Origin of the sequence: Shewanella corallii (assembly GCF_023349125.1) — a bacterium.
GTDB lineage: Bacteria > Pseudomonadota > Gammaproteobacteria > Enterobacterales > Shewanellaceae > Shewanella > Shewanella corallii.
The window spans coordinates 163,553-182,393 of the sequence record NZ_JAKIKT010000003.1 but is presented as its reverse complement, the minus strand read 5'-3'; the positions used below and the strand labels follow the sequence as shown (position 1 = coordinate 182,393).

The 18,841-nt window shown below is 50.6% G+C and carries 15 protein-coding genes; 9 read left to right on the top strand and 6 right to left on the bottom strand.

What is annotated here, in order from left to right; all coding sequences use genetic code 11:
* Window positions 1-5 precede the first annotated feature (5 nt).
* Together L2725_RS09910 and L2725_RS09905 are read right to left on the bottom strand one after the other, a co-directional pair.
* On the bottom strand, window positions 6-473 hold the full coding sequence (locus L2725_RS09910) for a YchJ family protein (protein WP_249248825.1): 468 nt from the start codon (window positions 471-473) through the stop codon (window positions 6-8).
* Window positions 470-1,036: a YybH family protein gene (locus L2725_RS09905; protein ID WP_249248824.1), complete on the bottom strand. Its 567-nt coding sequence runs from the start codon at window positions 1,034-1,036 to the stop codon at window positions 470-472. The genes L2725_RS09910 and L2725_RS09905 overlap by 4 nt, the downstream gene beginning before the upstream one ends.
* A gap of 118 nt (window positions 1,037-1,154) precedes the next feature.
* Between L2725_RS09905 and smrA the strand changes: the two genes are divergently transcribed.
* Window positions 1,155-1,745 (top strand): DNA endonuclease SmrA, encoded by a 591-nt coding sequence (smrA, locus tag L2725_RS09900; protein ID WP_248936355.1) that lies wholly within the window; start codon window positions 1,155-1,157, stop codon window positions 1,743-1,745.
* Window positions 1,746-1,848: 103 nt separating this feature from the next.
* On the opposite strand, the gene L2725_RS09895 is transcribed toward smrA, so the two are convergent.
* Entirely contained in the window at window positions 1,849-3,708 is a 1,860-nt protein-coding gene (locus tag L2725_RS09895; protein WP_249248823.1) for a M2 family metallopeptidase, read from the bottom strand.
* Window positions 3,709-3,884: 176 nt separating this feature from the next.
* Here L2725_RS09895 and psrA point away from each other — a divergent pair, with 176 nt between their 5' ends.
* Complete coding sequence (gene psrA / locus L2725_RS09890) at window positions 3,885-4,526, top strand: TetR family transcriptional repressor PsrA (protein WP_249248822.1); 642 nt, start codon at window positions 3,885-3,887, stop codon at window positions 4,524-4,526.
* 11 nt (window positions 4,527-4,537) lie between these two features.
* Entirely contained in the window at window positions 4,538-6,814 is a 2,277-nt protein-coding gene (locus L2725_RS09885) for an acyl-CoA dehydrogenase (protein WP_249248821.1), read from the top strand.
* Between the two features lie 60 nt (window positions 6,815-6,874).
* Here L2725_RS09885 and pyk read toward each other — a convergent pair whose 3' ends face one another.
* Window positions 6,875-8,314 carry a pyruvate kinase gene (gene pyk / locus L2725_RS09880; protein ID WP_248936351.1) on the bottom strand — a complete coding sequence of 480 codons (1,440 nt, stop codon included), beginning with the start codon at window positions 8,312-8,314 and terminating at the stop codon, window positions 6,875-6,877.
* 272 nt (window positions 8,315-8,586) lie between these two features.
* The gene (locus tag L2725_RS09875) at window positions 8,587-9,444 is read right to left on the bottom strand and encodes a MurR/RpiR family transcriptional regulator (RefSeq protein ID WP_115138490.1); all 858 of its coding nucleotides are present in this window, start codon (window positions 9,442-9,444) and stop codon (window positions 8,587-8,589) included.
* A gap of 313 nt (window positions 9,445-9,757) precedes the next feature.
* Here L2725_RS09875 and zwf point away from each other — a divergent pair, with 313 nt between their 5' ends.
* The 6 genes from zwf to L2725_RS09845 all read left to right on the top strand — a co-directional run bounded on the left by zwf (window position 9,758) and on the right by L2725_RS09845 (window position 17,626).
* Window positions 9,758-11,227: a glucose-6-phosphate dehydrogenase gene (zwf, locus tag L2725_RS09870; RefSeq protein WP_115138491.1), complete on the top strand. Its 1,470-nt coding sequence runs from the start codon at window positions 9,758-9,760 to the stop codon at window positions 11,225-11,227.
* Between the two features lie 11 nt (window positions 11,228-11,238).
* Window positions 11,239-11,943, top strand: coding sequence for a 6-phosphogluconolactonase (gene pgl / locus L2725_RS09865; protein ID WP_249248820.1), 705 nt, complete (start codon window positions 11,239-11,241; stop codon window positions 11,941-11,943).
* A 9-nt stretch (window positions 11,944-11,952) separates the two neighbouring features.
* Entirely contained in the window at window positions 11,953-13,779 is a 1,827-nt protein-coding gene (gene edd, locus L2725_RS09860) for a phosphogluconate dehydratase (RefSeq protein ID WP_249248819.1), read from the top strand.
* Window positions 13,780-13,799: 20 nt separating this feature from the next.
* The gene (locus L2725_RS09855; RefSeq protein ID WP_248936348.1) at window positions 13,800-14,444 is read left to right on the top strand and encodes a bifunctional 4-hydroxy-2-oxoglutarate aldolase/2-dehydro-3-deoxy-phosphogluconate aldolase; all 645 of its coding nucleotides are present in this window, start codon (window positions 13,800-13,802) and stop codon (window positions 14,442-14,444) included.
* Window positions 14,445-14,732: 288 nt separating this feature from the next.
* A complete protein-coding gene (locus tag L2725_RS09850; RefSeq protein WP_249248816.1) occupies window positions 14,733-16,688 on the top strand; it encodes a HAMP domain-containing methyl-accepting chemotaxis protein in 1,956 nt (651 codons plus the stop codon).
* A 458-nt stretch (window positions 16,689-17,146) separates the two neighbouring features.
* Window positions 17,147-17,626, top strand: coding sequence for a cupin domain-containing protein (locus L2725_RS09845; RefSeq protein ID WP_115138496.1), 480 nt, complete (start codon window positions 17,147-17,149; stop codon window positions 17,624-17,626).
* A gap of 61 nt (window positions 17,627-17,687) precedes the next feature.
* On the opposite strand, the gene gap is transcribed toward L2725_RS09845, so the two are convergent.
* Window positions 17,688-18,701, bottom strand: a complete 1,014-nt coding sequence (gene gap / locus L2725_RS09840) for a type I glyceraldehyde-3-phosphate dehydrogenase (protein WP_115136962.1) — start codon at window positions 18,699-18,701, stop codon at window positions 17,688-17,690.
* Between the last annotated feature and the right edge of the window lie 140 nt (window positions 18,702-18,841).

Genomic DNA, 18,841 nt, shown 5'->3' with positions numbered 1-18,841 from the left:
AGTAATTACTTACCGCAGCATTTCTTGAATTTCTTACCGCTTTTACAAATGCAGGCATCATTTCGACCCGGCAGCTGAGCGGTAAACTGTTCACCAGTGGTGTAGAACCAAAGCCCATCTTCGCGAATAAACTGTGACTGCTCAAAAATCGCATCGACACCCTGACCGTCTTTATACCAGGCTTTAAAGGTGACACTGCCACTGTCTTTCACGCTGTCAGATGCGATGACATCCAATCCCAACCATTGGGTTTGTGGGCCTTCTGCCAACATTGTCTCGGTTAAACCGTTCAGGTGCGCCTTATGGTGGGTGGCAATCAGATAGGGCCAAAGTGCCAAAGTAAAGGCACAGTAACGGGATCGCATCAGCGCTTCTGGAGTTTCTGCGGGAGTCTTGCCTGTGTGTCTGGGTTGGCAACAGGCATCATACTCCCGACCTGACTGGCAGGGGCAAAGCTTGGGTTGAGCTGTCATTCTTTCTCTTGGTTTAAGGGGCTGAACAGCTCGCCATAATACAGTTTGTCGACTGGTTTTGCAGAGAAATAGAGGGATGGGTCGGCTTTGTGGCTGCTGTCTACCGTCAGGTGCCACTTGCCATCTTCGCTTTGTTCCAGCACGGAGACGAATTTACCGGCAAACTCACTGGTGGGTTCCCCTGTCTCAGCGGCAGGGTAAAAGCGCACCAGAAAGTAACCAACATCTGTGGCTTTTGGCTTATTCAATTGCCTGTCTATCACCCGGAAGTCCACCTCTATTCGGGCGCGTTTGGCACGAATGCGGGAAAAGAAGTTGCGATGCAGATCCAGTATCTTCTCTTTGCCGATAATGATGGCTTTACTCTGACCCTCAGGAAGATAACAGGCATTTTCGGAATAGAGGGGGGCGATCAGTGATACATCCAGTTTGTTGAATGCTTTTTTCAATTGCTGGTAGTGTACATTGATATCACTGTTGAGGTTCGGGCTGTCCTGTGCCCAACTCTTTGGGGTTGCGAAGATTGCCAACAGGACAAAAATACCCCGAAAAAACTTTCCCATTAAAAAAACACTGTGTCTGTATCTGATGCAGTAAATATAATAAATGCAGCTAACTAACTAAAGTATTAGATCTTTACAAAGTGTGTTGCTCGATGAGTCTTAGATGTCGGGAGGGTGTATGACCGGAGATGAAAGCGAACTGTTTTGGGCTGAAATGGCGGGTGTGAAGCCTTTGGAGCAGGGCGATAAGGTATTCAACCCGGAGGCAAATTCTGTTACTCAGGCGCAGTTGAGCAGGCGTGCAGCGGCTGAGGCCAATGAGTATCTCGACAGAATGCCAACTGATCCAGCCCTGTTTAAACCCATGGCCCCGGACGACCCTGTTTCCTTCAAACGCCAGGGAGTTCAGGACCAGGTGTTTAAAAATCTGCGATTGGGGAAATACAAGCATCCCACCATTCTTGATCTAAGGGGTATGCGGCTGAGAGATGCCAAAGAGGCACTGGTCAATGGCATGCTGGCAGCGTTTGGCCGTGAAGAGCGCTGTGTGTTGCTTATCCATGGTAAAGGTCTGGGGAACAAACCTTATCCTGCCCTGATTAAATCGGCTGTCAGCAGCTGGTTGCCGCAATTGGATGAGGTGATGGGATTTCATTCTGCCCTCAAAGAAGAGGGCGGAAATGGTGCCATGTATGTGATGCTGGCTAAGTCTCAGGCTCAGAAGGATGCCGCGAGGGAAACTCACCATAAAGGTTCTGGCTTCAGATAATACCGGGACCTTATCCATTGATTTGTAGTCACAGGTTGATTTTTACAACAGCGGACACAAAATAAAAAACGCGGCCATGGGCCGCGTTTTTACGTTAAGCTTTTTACCAACCACACTGACGGTTGGCTGCCTTGTTTTGCTCATCCAACCAAACTTTCAGCGGGGCAAAGTAGTCAAGTACGGCGCCAGCGTCCATGGTATCAGTGCCTGTCACTTCTTTAAGTGCGACCTGCCAGGGTTGGCTCATCCCCATTTCGAGCAGGGTGTTGAGTTTCTCACCGGCCACTTCGCTGCCATAGATGCTGCAGCGATGAACCGGGCCGGTATTTCCTGCCAGCTCGCATAAGGAGCGGTGGAACTGAAACTGCAGAATATGGGCGAGGAAGTAGCGGGTATAAGGCACATTACCCGGAACATGGTATTTTGCACCCGGGTCGAAATCCTGCTCGCTGCGCGCCACCGGTGCAGCGACGCCCTGATACTTCTCACGCAGTTCCCACCAGGCCTGATTGTACTGCTCAGGTTTGATTTCACCGGAGAACACTTTCCAGCGCCATTGGTCAATCATCAGACCAAAGGGCAGAAACGCAACTTTATCCAGCGCCTGTTTGAGCAGCAGGCCAATGTCCTTACTTTCATCGGGAATGGTTTCAAGCAGGCCAATTTGTTGCAGATAAGCCGGAGTAATAGACAGGGCTACGGTATCGCCAATGGCTTCATGGAAACCATCATTGGCGCTGTTTTTAAACAGATGAGGCTGGCCCTTGTATGCTCTTTGATAGAAGTTGTGGCCCAGTTCATGATGGATCACCACAAATTCTTCACCCGTCTTCTGAATACACATCTTGATGCGGATATCGTCTTCATTATCCAAATCCCAGGCAGAAGCATGGCACACAACATCTCTGTCCTGTGGTTGAACGAACAGGGAGCGAGTCCAGAAGGTATCGGGCAGCGGCTCAAAACCCAAAGAGGTAAAGAAGGATTCAGCCTGCTTCACCATCTTTATCTCGTCATAATTGTGCTCGGCCAGCAAGGCGGTAACATCATAACCAGGGTCGGCATCTTCCGGTGCGACCATGTCATAGATGGTGCCCCATTGTTGCGCCCACATATTGCCAAGCAGGTGGGCCGGAATTGGCTGGTCTTTGGCGACGACTTCGTCACCATACTCTTCATTAAGCTCACCACGGACATAACAGTGCAGTGACTCATACAGAGGTTCAACCTGACCCCAAAGACGGTCAAGCTCGGCGCTGAACTCTTGAGGCTTCATATCATATTGGCTGCGCCACAACTCGGACAGATCGGCAAAGCCAAGATCCTGCGCCCCTTCATTGGCCAGCTGGACTTCACGCTCAAACAAAGGGCGCATAGGTTGTGAGATTTGACGCCAACCAGTCCATACCTCTTCAAGCAGGGCGGGATCTCTGGACTCTGCCAGTATGGCTGAAAGTTCGGGAAGCGTTTTGCAGTCACCATCAGCGAAACAGTACTTACCTTTGCCATATATGCCATTAAGGTCAGCGGCGATGGAGGCAAGTTCCTTATTCTTGGCGGGATCCAGTGGCGCCGGTAATACCAGTGCACTGCGCAGTATATTGAGTTTGCGTTGATTGACAGGGTCCAGCTCAACGCCGACAAACTGAGCCGCTTCGGTGGCATAGCCGACCTGGGCTGCTGTTACCTCTTCGGCGACTTCCGCAGCCAATGCTGCGGTATCTTCAGTAATAAAGTTGGAGTAAATCCATTCTGTCCGGGATTGTTTTTCCGAGAGCTGAGCCAGATGGTTTTCAGCTTTTGTTATAAATGCTACTGCCTGTTCAGTCGAAGGTGCCAGCTGTTTGGACTCAAGCGACTGTGTGTTTGTATCTGATTGCGGAGACTGGGGCTGCTGACAGCCGGTAATTCCTATTGCCGTGATCACTGCCAGTGTGGATATACTGAGGTGTCGTTGAAACATATATGCTATCCCTGTTGTTTTTTTGTTGGAGAGTTTACCCTATCCTTAAGTAGCCAGATAGCCTGAGGCGTTGAAAGGCGCGGTTCTACCAGAGAAAAACATCGAATATAGTGTTTGACAATTTATTAACCGCTGTTTAATTTAAACGAGTGTTTTAAATAAGTTAGGTAGAACTCATGGCAAGCCGAAGTGACACCAAAACCCGAATTTTAGACGCTGCAGAGAAACTCTTCGCTGAACGTGGCTTTTCTGAAACTTCGCTGCGACTGATCACCAGTAAAGCGGAAGTGAATCTGGCATCAGTCAACTATCATTTTGGCTCTAAAAAAGAGCTTATTCGCGCTGTTCTGGCCAGGTATCTCGATGTCTTTATGCCGCTGGCAACCGATGAGCTGAAACAGCTCAAAGCAGAAAAACAGCACATTCCACTTGAGCAGGTGTTCTCAGTTCTGGTCAATCCTTTGCTCGAACTCAATAAATTGCGTCCTGATGGAACGACTTTGTTTCTGCAACTGCTCGGCAGAGGGTATATTGAGAGTCAGGGTCACCTGAGATGGTTTATTACCACCCATTATGGTGAGCACCTGAGTTTCTTTGTTGATGCGGTATCTGAAAGTGTTCCGGAGATCCCCAAAGCGGATATGTTCTGGCGATTGCACTTCACCCTGGGCACGATTGTTTTCACCATGGCGTCGGCTGATGCCCTGATGGAAATTGCTGCCGCAGACTTCAATGAGCAAAATGATATTGAAGCAGTGATCCGCAAGGTGATTCCTTATATGGCTGCCGGGGTCAATGCGCCGCAACTGACTGCATAAAGGCTGATGTGATGATAAGTTTCCTTTTATTGCTGACAGCACTGATTGTCGTGCTGTTTGGTGTAACCAGTGTTCGCAGGCAGGTCATTTCACGACCTGCCTTTGCTTTTTTTAAGCGCGTCTTACCCCCTTTATCTGACACCGAAAGACAGGCGATGGAAGCCGGCGATATTTGGTGGGAAGGGGAACTGTTTGGGGGCAAGCCAGACTGGGATCGCTTACACGGTTTTGGCAAGAGTGAGCTGACTCCACAGGAGCAGGAGTTCATCAAGGTTCAGGTCAGCCACGCCCTGAGTCTTATCGATGATTACGACATAGTCCACAACCGCAGGGATCTGCCGCCTGAACTGTGGGAATACTTCCGCAAAGAGGGGTTCTTCTCACTGATTATCCCCAAACAGTACGGTGGTCATGAGTTTTCCGCTTACGCCAACTCAACGATTGTATCCATGTTGGCTAGCCGCAGTATCAGCGCCGCGGTAACTGTGATGGTGCCCAACTCCCTGGGACCGGGCGAATTGCTCAGTCATTATGGTACCCGTGAGCAAAAAGAGCAGTGGCTGCCAGCACTGGCCAAAGGGGATGAAATTCCCTGTTTCGCACTGACAGGCCCTGAAGCCGGCTCAGATGCGGGCGCTATACCCGACACAGGTGTGGTTTGCCTGGGTGAGTTTGCTGGCGAGGAAGTCACGGGCATTCGACTCAACTGGGACAAGCGATATATCACTCTTGCACCCGTAGCAACAGTGCTGGGTCTGGCGTTCAAGTTAAAAGACCCCGATGGTTTGCTCGGTGACAAACAGGATATTGGCATTACCTGTGCGCTGATCCCTGTCTCTCACCCAGGTGTTGAAACCGGCATTCGTCATGACCCACTTGGTCTGGCATTTATGAATGGCACCACCAGGGGCAAGGATGTCTTTATTCCTCTGGACTGGATTATCGGCGGTGCTCAATATGCCGGACATGGCTGGAGAATGCTGGTGGAGTGTCTGTCAGCCGGCCGGGGCATTTCGCTGCCTGCGCTGGCCACGGCCAGTGGTCATATGGCGACCAAAACCACCACTGCCTACAGTGCGGTGCGTCAGCAATTTGGTATGCCAATTGGGGCGTTTGAAGGGGTACAGGAAGCACTGGCACGTATTATCGGCAACACCTATCAGTTGGAGGCTGCGCGCCGACTCACCACGACAGGTTTGGACCTTAAAGTTAAGCCTTCTGTGGTTACCGCAATTGCCAAATACCATATGACTGAAATGGGGCGTTCGGTAATGAACGACGCCATGGATATTCAGGCAGGTAAGGGGATTCAACTGGGTCCCAAAAACTACCTGGGTCACCATTATATGGCGAACCCGCTTTCCATTACTGTTGAAGGCGCCAACATACTGACCCGCAGCCTGATGATATTTGGTCAGGGGGCAACCCGTTGTCATCCATTTGTTCTTAAAGAGATGGCTGCGGCCTCAATGGATGATGAAGAGGAAGGACTGGATCAATTTGATGAGCTGCTTATCTCACACATTATTTATGCCTATAAGAATGGTTTCCGTGCCTTTGGTCATGCACTGACAGGAAGCCGCTTAGCCACGACCCCAGTCAGCGGTGAAACCCGGACGTACTATCAACATATGGAGCGGATCTCTTCGGGCCTGGCTATAGCAACAGATTTCGCCATGCTGGTGATGGGCGGTGAATTGAAGCGCCGGGAGATGATGTCTGCCAGATTGGGAGATGTGCTCAGCCAGCTATATCTGGCATCTGCCACCCTTAAGTTATTCGAGGACAACGGTCGTCAGTATGAAGATCTGCCTGTGGTGCATTATGTTATGCAAACCCGTTTGCAGCAGGCTGCCGCGGCGCTGAAGGATGTGGTGAGGAACTTCCCGAATCCAGTGTTGAAGTTCAAGCTGGGACTGATTCTGTTTCCACTGGGCAACCATTTTAATGGCCCATCGGATGAGACCGTTCGGCTGGCGGTTGAGGGTATGTTAAAGCCGGGGCCGGGTCGGTCTCGTCTCACCTTCCTGTGTCCGGATCTTGAGGGGGACACCAGTGGTATAGCTGAAGTGGAAACTGCCTTTATGGCGATGCACTGTACCCAGTCCCTGAGAGCCAGAGTGGATAAAGCCATTCGTAAGGGCAAAGTTCAGCTCAAGTCCGGTGACAACCGTTTCGATGCTGCCTATGAGGCAGGTATCATCACAGCGGAAGAGTCTGACAAGCTTAAGCAGGCAGATGAGGCCAGAAAGGCGGCCATTGCAGTTGATGAGTTTGACAAGCTCTGACGACAAACTGTTGAAACAAAAAAGGAACGCCGCGGCGTTCCTTTTTTATGACGTTGGCAATTAAGCCACAATCAAAACCTTACAGGTGTTGGTGCCGCCAATGGTCTCCATGGCATCACCTTTGGTCATCAATACCATGTCACCGGACTGCAGGTAGTTTGACTCTTTCAGCATAACCAGCGCGTTGGCCGCAACTTCATCTGCTGTGTAAGCTGTGGTGTCAAAGTAGATAGGCTGAACGCCGCGGTACAGTGCCATTTTCGCCAGGGTCGTCTCATGACGGGACAGACCCAGAATAGGCAGTGCCGAGGTGATACGTGACATCAGGCGAGGAGTCGAACCAGACTCAGTCAGGGCAATAATCGCCTTGACGCCTGGCAGGTGGTTGGCAGCGTACATGGTAGACATGGCGATGGTTTCTTCCACTGTGGTGAAAGACTCATCCAGTCTGTGCTTGGATACACGTACGCTTGGGTGTGACTCTGCGCCCAGGCACACATTGGCCATGGCCTTAACGGTTTCTTCAGGGAAATCACCGGCTGCAGTCTCGGCGGACAGCATCACTGCATCAGTACCGTCCAGTACTGCGTTGGCAACGTCCATAACTTCTGCGCGGGTTGGCATTGGACTGGAGATCATGGACTCCATCATCTGAGTCGCAGTGATTACCGCTTTGTTCAACTGGCGTGAGCGGGCGATCAGTTTCTTCTGAACAGCCACCAGTGCAGCGTCACCAATTTCAACACCCAGATCACCACGGGCAACCATCACAGCGTCTGAAGCATTGATAACATCATCCATCGCTTCATCGGTGGCAACCGCTTCTGCGCGCTCTACCTTGGCTACAATCAGTGCGTTGCTGCCAGCTTCACGGGCCAACTTACGGGCGTATTCCAGATCAGCACCGCTGCGTGGGAAAGACACCGCCAGGTAGTCCACCTGAATTTGAGCTGCAGTATGAATATCAGCTTTGTCCTTGTCGGTCAGAGCTGCCGCAGACAAACCACCACCTTGCTTGTTGATCCCCTTATTGTTGGACAGGGGACCTGCCACCACAACACTGGTAATAACCTTACGGCCTTCAACCTTTTCCACTTTCAGTTGCACGCGGCCATCGTCCAGCATCAGGATATCGCCAACAACCACGTCGTCAGGCAGCGCCTTGTAATCAATACCTACCGCGTTTTGATCACCTTCACCTTTACCCAGCTCAGCGTCCAGCACGAAAGTATCGCCCAGGTTCAGCTGAATTTTCTGGTTATCTTTAAAGGTAGAAACGCGGATTTTAGGGCCCTGAAGATCACCCAGGATAGCGACATGGGTGCCGAGCTCTTTGGCGATTTGACGGACTGCGTTGGCGCGTTCGAGGTGATCCTCTGGTGAGCCATGGGAGAAGTTCATGCGGACAACATTGGCACCGGCGGCGATGATGCGGCGAAGGTTATCATCACGATCAGTGGCTGGGCCGAGTGTGGTCACGATTTTGGTTCTGCGGAACATATGACACTCCGTTAATTTCATATTGTCTGCCCGTTATATTATCAGCTTCCACCTGAAATTGTAGGAAAATTACAATCAAAAACCGTAAAACGCCTGATCGAAATTTGTGAAGTCTCACCGGGTTTTTATGCCGGAATTTGCCTGTATTCCAGTTGTGGTCAGTATCTGGGGCATAGATGACAACTTGATTACACCGTTTGCAAAGGTCAGTTTGCCGTAATACAGACAATAAAAAAGCACCTGCAGGTGCTTTTTTTTCGAAATCACACTAACTACACGTGGCTGTGGTCAACTGTGATTCGGGACTCTTTCAGAACTTCTTTGACACGTTTCAGACTGTCACGAAATCGAGGGCCGCGGCGCAGGGTAAAGCCGGTAGCCAATACGTCGATAATAACCAGCTGTGCCAGGCGCGATGCCATTGGCAGGTACATGTCAGTGTCTTCCGGTACTTCAATCGTGACCGGCAGGGTACACTCGGCAGACAGTGGCGAATTACGGGCGGTAATACCGATAACTGCGGCACCGTTTTCACGCGCCAGACGGGCAATGTCGATCAGTGATTTTGTACGACCTGTGTGGGAGATAAGCACCACAACATCACCCTCAGTGCTGTTGATACAGCTCATGCGCTGCATCAGCACATCATCAAAACAGATGACCGGCACATTAAATCGGAAAAACTTGTTCTGAGCGTCGTGGGCCACAGCTGACGATGCGCCCAGGCCGAAGAAGGAAATTTTCTTTGCCTGAGTCAGCACATCCACGGCTTTATTAATGGCGCTGGTATCCAGGCTTTGACGGGCCGTATCCAGCGATGCCATTGAAGATTCGAAGATTTTAGTGGTGTAAGAATCCGGGGAGTCATCTTCTTCTACGTGGCGGCTCACATAGGGGGTGCCATTCGCGAGACTTTGGGCCAGATGCAGTTTAAAATCAGGGAAGCCCTTGGTATCCAATCTGCGGCAAAAACGGTTAACGGTTGGCTCGCTGACGTCCGCCATCTTGGCCAGCGTGGCAATACTGGAGTGAATGGCCGTCTGGGGTGAAGCCAGGATGACTTCAGCCACTTTTCTTTCAGATTTACTGAAATGAGCGAGGCTTTTCTGAACCTTTTCTAGGGTATTCATACGCGTACGTCCGCTAAATTTCGATAGTGTAGTTTTATTTATAGACAACGGTGATAGATGTACAGAATAACAACATTTCTATCAAGCACCGTAAGGGACATCCGTGGATGTCCAGTCTTGAAAGAATCGACTGGCAACGCTCTTTCAGCCTGAAAAAGCATAACAGAATCATGATGACAGTGACTATAGCACCCGGTCACGACATTTTTAAATTTCTGGGTGCAATTACAATATTCTGTTGTTATATTACGACAAAACAGTGGGTTTCTTAGCAATCACAAACCCGGTGACCCTAAAAGGAGAGCTTGAAGCAATGGGTATTTCTTCAACAGCCGCCAAAGCATGTGACTTTGTCCTGTTTGGCACCAAAGGAGACCTGGCCCGCAGGAAGTTGTTGCCTTCTTTATATCAGTTGGACAAGGCACAACTGCTGCAGGACAAGACCCGCATTGTCGGGGTGGCAAAGGACGACTTCAGTCGCGAGGCATTTCAGGAGCTGGTGAAGACCGCACTGGATACCTTTGTCAAAGAGCCCCTGTGTGATGAGACTGTGTCTCGCTTCCTTGAGCGGTGTCACTATGTGGGAACCAATTTCACCGATGCGGACGGATATGCCGCTTTCCACGAACTGCTCGAACCCTCCCATGTTATGGTGAACTACTTCGCCACTCCCCCAGCCATTTTCGGCGATATCTGTCGCAGCCTTCACGAACAGAATCTGATCAAGCCTGATACCCGCGTGGTACTCGAAAAGCCAATCGGCTCGGATTTGGCGTCTTCCAAAGTGATTAACGATCAGGTGTCTGCCTACTTCGATGAAAGTCAGGTTTACCGTATTGACCACTATCTGGGTAAAGAAACGGTACAAAACCTGATTGCACTGCGTTTTGCCAACTCACTGTTCGCGTCCAAGTGGGACAACCGAACCATCGACCATGTACAGATTACTGTGGCCGAAGAGGTGGGTATTGAAGGGCGCTGGGGCTACTTTGATAAAGCCGGTCAGATGCGTGACATGATCCAGAACCATCTGCTGCAGGTGTTGACTCTGGTTGCCATGGACCCACCGGTGAACCTGGATGCCGACAGCATCCGCGATGAAAAAGTGAAAGTGCTCAAGTCGCTGCGTCCAATCAACATGGACAACGTATTTGAAAACACGGTACGTGGTCAGTACACCGCCGGTTTCCTGCGTGGCAGCCCGGTTCCAGGGTATTTGGAAGAGGAGGGTGCCAATACCGACTCTACCACTGAGAGTTTTGTGGCACTGCGGGTCGATATCGATAACTGGCGTTGGGCCGGTGTGCCTTTCTATCTGCGCAGCGGTAAGCGCATGCCATTCAAGAGTTCAGAGATTGTGGTGTACTTCAAAAATCCACCGCACAACCTGTATCGCTCCAGCTACCGTAATCTGCCGCCTAACAAGCTGACCATTCGTCTGCAGCCTCATGAAGGCGTTGAAATCCAGATGATGAACAAGGTACCGGGTCTGGAGCAGAGCACTCGCCTGCAAACCACCAAGCTTGACCTTAGCTTCTCCGATACCTTCAAGAACGAACGTATTGCCGACGCCTACGAGCGTTTGCTGCTGGAAGCCATGCTGGGTAATCAGGCGCTGTTTGTGCGTCGCGATGAAGTTGAGCAGGCATGGACCTGGGTGGATGGCATCATCAACGCCTGGGAAATGTCCAACGAGAGACCCAAGCCCTATCCGGCAGGTACCTGGGGCCCTGTGGCGTCAGTCGCACTGATCACCAAAGATGGCCGTTCCTGGGACGAGTAAGGAGAAGCTCTGTGATTAAAGAAGCCGTGTTTAAATCTTTCGACAGCACCGATGCACTGGAAGCACAGCTGGCCGATCGTATTGCTCGCCAATTGCAGCAGGCAGTCGATTCCCGTGGGAAGGCTTCGCTGCTGGTGTCTGGTGGTTCAACACCGCTGAAACTGTTCCAGGCGCTCAGCGAAAAGGCAATTGACTGGAGTGATGTTTATATCAGTCTGGCCGACGAGCGCTGGGTAGAGAGCTATGACAAAGACTCCAACGAGTCGCTGGTCAGAGCCAACCTGCTGCGTGGATTGGCCGCCAACGCCAAATTCCGCGGTCTGAAGAACATGTTCGCGACACCGGAAGCCGGTCTGGCCATGACTACGGAGTCGCTGGCCAACTTCCCGCGTCCGTTCGATGTTGTGGTGTTGGGTATGGGCAATGATGGCCATACCTGTTCCTGGTTCCCATGTGCTCCTGCGGCTGAGCTGGATAACGCACTGGATACCGATGCTTTGCTGGCAGCGGTTAACCCGGGCTCAGCACCACACGCCCGTATTACCTTTACCCGTCAGGCGATTCTGGCCAGCCGCCAAATATACCTGCATCTGGTAGGGGAGCAGAAATTAGCAGTCTATCGTCAGGCTCTTGAGAGCGACGATATCAAGGCCATGCCCATCAGAGCGGTATTGGCCCAACACAAGACTCCGGTAGACGTTTACTGGAGTGCTTAAGGAGGCAAGATGCACTCAGTTGTTCAAGCTGTCACTGACAGGATCATCGCCCGCAGTAAGGCGAGCCGCGAAAAGTATCTTGCGGCACTCAATGAAGCCCGCGGTAATGGCGTTCATCGTTCCAGCCTGAGTTGTGGCAACCTGGCCCACGGATATGCTGCCTGCAATGCTGCTGATAAAGGCACACTGCGACAACTGACCAAGGCCAACATAGGTATTATTACTGCCTATAACGATATGTTGTCTGCGCACCAACCCTATGGTGACTATCCGGCAATGCTGAAAGCGGCCTGCAACGAAATTGGCAGTGTGGCTCAGGTAGCCGGTGGCGTTCCTGCCATGTGTGACGGTGTAACTCAGGGCCAACCCGGCATGGAGCTCAGTCTGCTCAGCCGCGAAGTGATTGCCATGGGTACCGCAGTCGGCCTGTCTCACAATATGTTTGATGGCGCACTGCTGCTGGGGATCTGCGACAAGATTGTTCCAGGTCTGCTTATCGGTGCGTTGAGCTTTGGCCACCTGCCAATGTTGTTCGTCCCTGCGGGTCCAATGAAGTCAGGCATTCCCAATAAAGAGAAAGCCCGTATCCGTCAGCAATTTGCCCAGGGCAAGGTTGACCGTGAAGCACTGCTGGAAGCCGAATCAAAGAGTTACCACAGTGCCGGTACCTGTACCTTCTATGGCACCGCCAACTCCAACCAGCTGATGCTGGAAGTGATGGGACTGCAGTTGCCGGGTTCATCATTCGTTAATCCGGATGATCCATTGCGTGAAGCCCTGAACAAGATGGCTGCCAAGCAGGTTTGCCGTTTAACCGAAACCAGCGGCCAATACTCGCCAATCGGTGAAATCGTCAGCGAGAAGTCAGTGGTTAACGGCATTGTTGCCCTGCTGGCAACCGGTGGTTCAACCAACCTGACCATGCATATTGTTGCCGCAGCGCGTGCAGCAGGGATTATCGTCAACTGGGATGATTTCTCTGAACTGTCTGATGCTGTGCCTTTGCTTGCCCGTGTTTACCCTAATGGTCACGCAGACATTAACCACTTCCACGCGGCCGGTGGTATGGCGTTCCTTATTCGTGAGCTGCTGAATAACGGTTTGTTGCACGAAGATGTGAACACAGTCGCCGGTTTCGGTCTGAACCGTTACACCAAAGAGCCAAAACTGATGGACGGTGAGTTGACCTGGGTAGAGGGTCCGTCCGAAAGCCTGGACAAAGAGGTGCTGACCAATGTGTCTGAGGCATTCCAGGCTAATGGTGGTCTCAAGCTGCTGAAAGGTAACCTTGGCCGCGCGGTAATTAAAGTGTCAGCCGTGGCAGAGCAACACAGAGTAGTTGAAGCGCCAGCGGTGGTTATCGACGACCAGAACAAGATGGACGCACTGTTTAAGTCCGGCGAGCTGGATAAAGACTGTGTGGTCGTGGTGAAAGGCCAGGGCCCGAAAGCCAACGGTATGCCAGAGTTGCATAAGCTGACCCCTATGCTGGGTACCCAGCAGGACAAGGGCTTCAAAGTTGCATTGCTGACTGATGGCCGTATGTCTGGCGCATCGGGCAAGGTTCCAGCCGCTATTCACCTGACGCCGGAAGCGCTGGATGGTGGATTGATTGGCAAGATCCTTAACGGCGACTTGGTGCGTGTTGATGCCCTGAGTGGCGAAATCAGTCTGCTGGTGGATGAAGCAGAACTTCTGAATCGTGAGGCGGAAGCTATCGACCTGCGTCCGGTTCGCTATGGTATGGGCCGCGAGATGTTCGGTGCATTGCGCGCCAATCTCTCCAGTCCTGAAACCGGTGCACGCAGTACCGGTGCGATTGACGAATACTATTGATCATTAAGGAAAGAAACGAGATGCAAAATAATAACTGGTCTTTACAGCCTCAAGAGGTGTTCAGTTGCAGTCCTATCGTTCCTGTGATGGTCATCAAGGAGATTGAGCACGCAGTGCCTCTGGCAAAAGCGCTGGTAGCTGGCGGAATCAAGGTACTGGAAGTGACACTCAGAACCTCTTGCGCGCTTGAAGCTATTACACGTATCGCTCAGGAAGTGCCAGAAGCGATTGTAGGTGCAGGAACGATTCTTAACGTGGAACAACTGCAGCAGGCTGCTGAAGCGGGCGCACAGTTCGCTATTACACCTGGTGCAACCCCTGCGCTGCTGAGCGCGGCGAAAGAGGGTAAGGTGCCTCTTATCCCTGGTGTTGCCAGTATTTCCGAAGTGATGGAAGGTATGGCTCAGGGATATACCCACTTTAAGTTCTTCCCGGCGGAAGCCTCTGGTGGTGTGAATGCCCTTAAAGCCTTTGGCGGTCCTTTGTCCGGTATTCGTTTCTGTCCAACCGGTGGCATCAGCCCCGGCAACTACAATGATTATCTGGCTTTGGATAACGTCGATTGTATCGGTGGCAGCTGGATAGCACCTGTAGATGCGATGGAAGCGGGTGACTGGGAGCGTATTACCAAGCTGTGTCAGGACGCGCTGGCAGGCATTAAGTAAACAACCTCCTTAAGTTTTAAAAGCCGGCAGCGATGTCGGCTTTTTTATTATTTGTCTCCACCAATTAGCTCCGAGCCTACCGGTCCCTGTCTATTTTTGAATGATTTCTCACATTCACCTTCAAAATTCCCAATATGTGCCAAACTGAATCAGAGTACTTTTTCCGTATTGCTCTGGTACTTAAGTGATGTTTGCCGGAATCGGGTTGGGTGCTCACACCAAAATTATCGGGATATAAAGGCGTTTGCCTTGCTGAATTGAATAGGGTTCGGGACAGGAGAACACAACATGTTTTCTAAACTCAAGCTAGCGCAACAGCTGTCAGTATCTTTCGCAGCTGTCTTGGGTCTATTGGTGGTGGTATCAGGAGTTGGATACTTCGGTTTGTCAGAGGGCTACCAGAATTTTACTGACTACAGAGGGTTGGCTCGAAGCTCCAACTCCGCCAGCCAGATTCAGGCTGAATTACTGCAAGCCAGACTGGGGGTTTTAAAGTTCCTGAAAACTCAGGACAGCGCCCAGATTGAAAAAGTTGACTATTACATCAACGATATCGAAAAGCATATCGGCGATATGATCAAGGTCGAGCAGGATTCCACCCGTATTGCTGAATTGAAAGAGTCTTTACAGCTGGTCGACGAGTATCAGACAACCTTCAAAGAGGTGATTGCAGACTTTGAACGCAGAAATAAAGTCGTCGGCGAAAGAATGGATCCCAATGGCCTTAAAATGCGTCAGAACATGACGGAGATTATTGAGCTTTCCCGTGAGTCCAATGACCTTCAGTCTCTGTTTTATGCTTCTCAGGTGCAGGAAAAACTGCTGCTGGGTCGTCTGTTCGCCGCAAAATTCCTTATAAGTAATTCCGATGCTGACTTAAGCCGGGCAAACTCCGAGTTGGATGCGGTAGCGGCACCATTTGAAAGACTGAAGCCAACGCTTTCAGCCGGTCGTGAAAGACAGTTGGGCAATGAGTTTGAATCGGCCTATGAAAGCTATAAATCTGCGCTTGCAGAGACAGCAGATATCATCGCCCACAGAAATGAATACATTACCAACGGTCTGGATGTAATTGGTCCCAAAGTCACAGTCAACCTCAATGACTTTAATGGCTCGATTAAGAGTGCACAGGACATTCTGGGCCCCGAGGCGCAAAGCGACAGTGAAGGTGCGGTTAACTCGGTTATCGTCATCTCGATTATTGCGATATTGGCAGGCATCGCGTTGAGCTTCTTTGTCACCAAGGCGGTACGTAAACCCATAGGTGGCGAGCCATCTGATATAGAAGAGATTGCCCGCAGAATCGCATCGGGTGACCTGACTCAAACCTTTAATCAAACGGGTGAGGTAACGGGTATCTATGCCGCCATGATTGAGATGAACTCTAATCTCAAGCAGATTGTTGGCCAGTTGGCAAACTCTTCTGCAACCCTGAACACCTCATCCCGCAGCTTGGTTACAGTGACGGATGATACGGTCAGAAACTCTGAATCGCAGGCCGATCAGCTTTCCCACACTGCATCAGCCATGCACGAGATGACTTCCACAGTGCAGGATATTGCAGAGAGCGCTCAAAACGCGTCAGATGCCGCCAGCGAGGCTGATACCTTTGCCAATGAAGGGCAGGCAGTGTTGGAAGATACCCGTCAAAGCATCACCAAACTGGTATCAAATATTACCGATGTATCCAGCATTATCGAGAACCTTGAGCGGGAAACAGATAATGTCGGCAGCATTCTGGATACCATTCGCGGTATTGCAGAGCAAACCAACCTGCTGGCATTGAATGCTGCAATTGAAGCGGCGAGAGCCGGTGATCAGGGCCGTGGTTTTGCTGTGGTCGCTGACGAAGTTCGCTCCCTGGCAAGTCGTACGCAGCAAAGCACAGAAGAGATCCAGTCGCTTATCAGCCGATTGCAGTCTGAAGCCAAGCGCTCAGTAGAGTCCATGAGGGTGAATGTAGACGAAGCGACTCATACTACTGAGAAAGCCAATAAAACCTATGAAGCACTCAAGTCCATCAATCAGTCTGTCAGCAATATCCGCGATATGAACCATCAAATCGCAGTGGCGGCAGAAGAGCAAAGCTCCGTGGTAGATACCATTAACTCCAGTGTTGAAGAGGTGAACAGCCTGGCTAAAAATACCTCTGAAGGTGCAGGCTCTGTATCAAGGCAAGCCTCCGATCTGGCTAATATCTCAGATGATTTGAAGACCATAGTTGAGAAGTTCAAAGTGGGTTAACACCGGATTGAACAAGCATGAAAGGACACCAATAAGGTGTCCTTTCTTTTTTGTGTCCGGGTGGATATTTGATTAGGTTAGATACTCGGTGTCTACCAAACAAGTAGTTACTGGGGAGCTAATTAAGCCATTTTGTCCTCCTGAAGGATTTAGTCATATAACAGAGCGACAAAAAAAGTTGCTGTTGGAGATGGCAAGAACGGCAGCGTTTGTTGATTTGCGGCTGTCAGGTCGAAGTGCGTGTTACACCTTATCGTCTTTGAGCCTGCTATCTGCGTCCCCTTTGCTGTGAGCGTTTGGTGCTTTTATCTGTCTGGCAATTGGCGTGGCCGGTCTTGTCGGGGTATTGGTCAATAACAGACTTCAGACAAAACTGCTGGAAATTGAACTTGAGCATCTGTTTGCCTGTCGGGGGGACCGAATACATAAAGACATTCCGAAAACGTCAGGAGTAAGTGATGAAACCCTTGATTAATTTGAACGAGTTGGGAGAAGGCGACGTCGTTGGTAATGGAAAATACGGTGAAACCAGTTATGCCGTCAGTGAGTTAATCGGTGCAAAGAAGCTGGGTTACAGTGTCTCCGTAGTACCACCGGATAAAAGAGTTTGTCCTTTCCATAACCACAGACATAACGAAGAGATGTTTCTGATCCTGGAAGGTGAGGGCACTCTGAGGTTCGGCAAGGAAAGCTATCCGGTGAAACCACTGGACATTATTGCCTGCCCGCCTGGCGGTGAGGAAGTGGCCCATCAGTTGGTTAATACCGGGACAGATAATCTGATTTACCTATGCCTGAGCACTAACGAACCTATTGATGTGTGTGAATACCCTGATTCGGGCAAAGTGCTGAGTATGGTCGGAGAACAGGGCAATCGCACCTTCAGGCACATTAGCCGCAAACAGGACGAAGTGGATTACTTTGACGGCGAAATGTAAGCGTACCATCAGATACGAAAAAGCCTGCACCAAGTGCAGGCTTTTTCAATGAATCACCGAATTACTGGGCGTTCATCAGTGCAACAGTGTTGTCCAGCATACGGTTGCTGAAGCCCCACTCGTTGTCATACCAAGCCATTACTTTAACCAGACGACCGGAAACCTTGGTTTGGGTCGCATCGAAGTTAGAAGAGTAGGCATTGTGGTTGAAGTCGATAGAAACCAGAGGCTCTTTGTTCACCGCCAGTACTTCAGCCAGCTGCGGGTTGGCAGCGATAGCATCGTCAATTACTTGGTTCACTTCTTCAATAGAAGTGTCACGACCGGCGATAAATGACAGGTCAACCAAAGATACGTTCACAGTAGGAACACGTACAGCCATACCGTCGAACTTGCCCTGCAGTTCAGGAACCACCAGACCTACCGCGGCAGCAGCACCTGTCTTGGTTGGGATCATAGACATGGCAGCGGCACGGGCGCGGCGCAGATCGCTGTGATACACGTCAGACAAACGCTGGTCGTTGGTGTAAGCGTGAATAGTGGTCATCAAGCCTGATTCAATACCGATGGCATCGTTCAGAGGCTTGGCGAAAGGAGCCAGACAGTTGGTAGTACAGGATGCATTGGAGATCACTGTCATGTCTTTGGTCAGCACTTCAGTGTTAACACCGTAAACTACAGTGGCATCAACATTCTTGCCTGGGGCTGAAATGATAACTTTCTTGGCGCCGGCATTCAGGTGAGGCTGAACAGCTTCTTTGGAAGTGAAGATACCGGTACATTCGTACACAACATCAACATTCAGGTCGGCCCAAGGCAGTTTAGCCGGGTCACGTTCCTGGAAGGTCAGGATCTTGTCGCCATTAACATAGATGGCTTCTTCGTCATGGTCTACTTTGGCATTAAAACGGCCATGAACAGAATCGTACTTGGTCAGGTGAGCATTGATTGATGCGTCACCCAAATCGTTAATGGCAACGATTTGGATAGGGTACTCTTTTTCACTCTCATACAGAGCACGCAGGACATTGCGGCCGATACGGCCATAACCATTGATTGCAACGCGGATAGTCATTTCATATCCCTCAGGTGATTATAAAATATATCTGGTAGTAAACTTACCAAAATAAGCGTGTTCGTCAAGCGAAACACAGCGTTACAGTGTAAATTCGTTACTGAATTAGGTGATTTTTTTACAGCGCATGGAAAAGCACT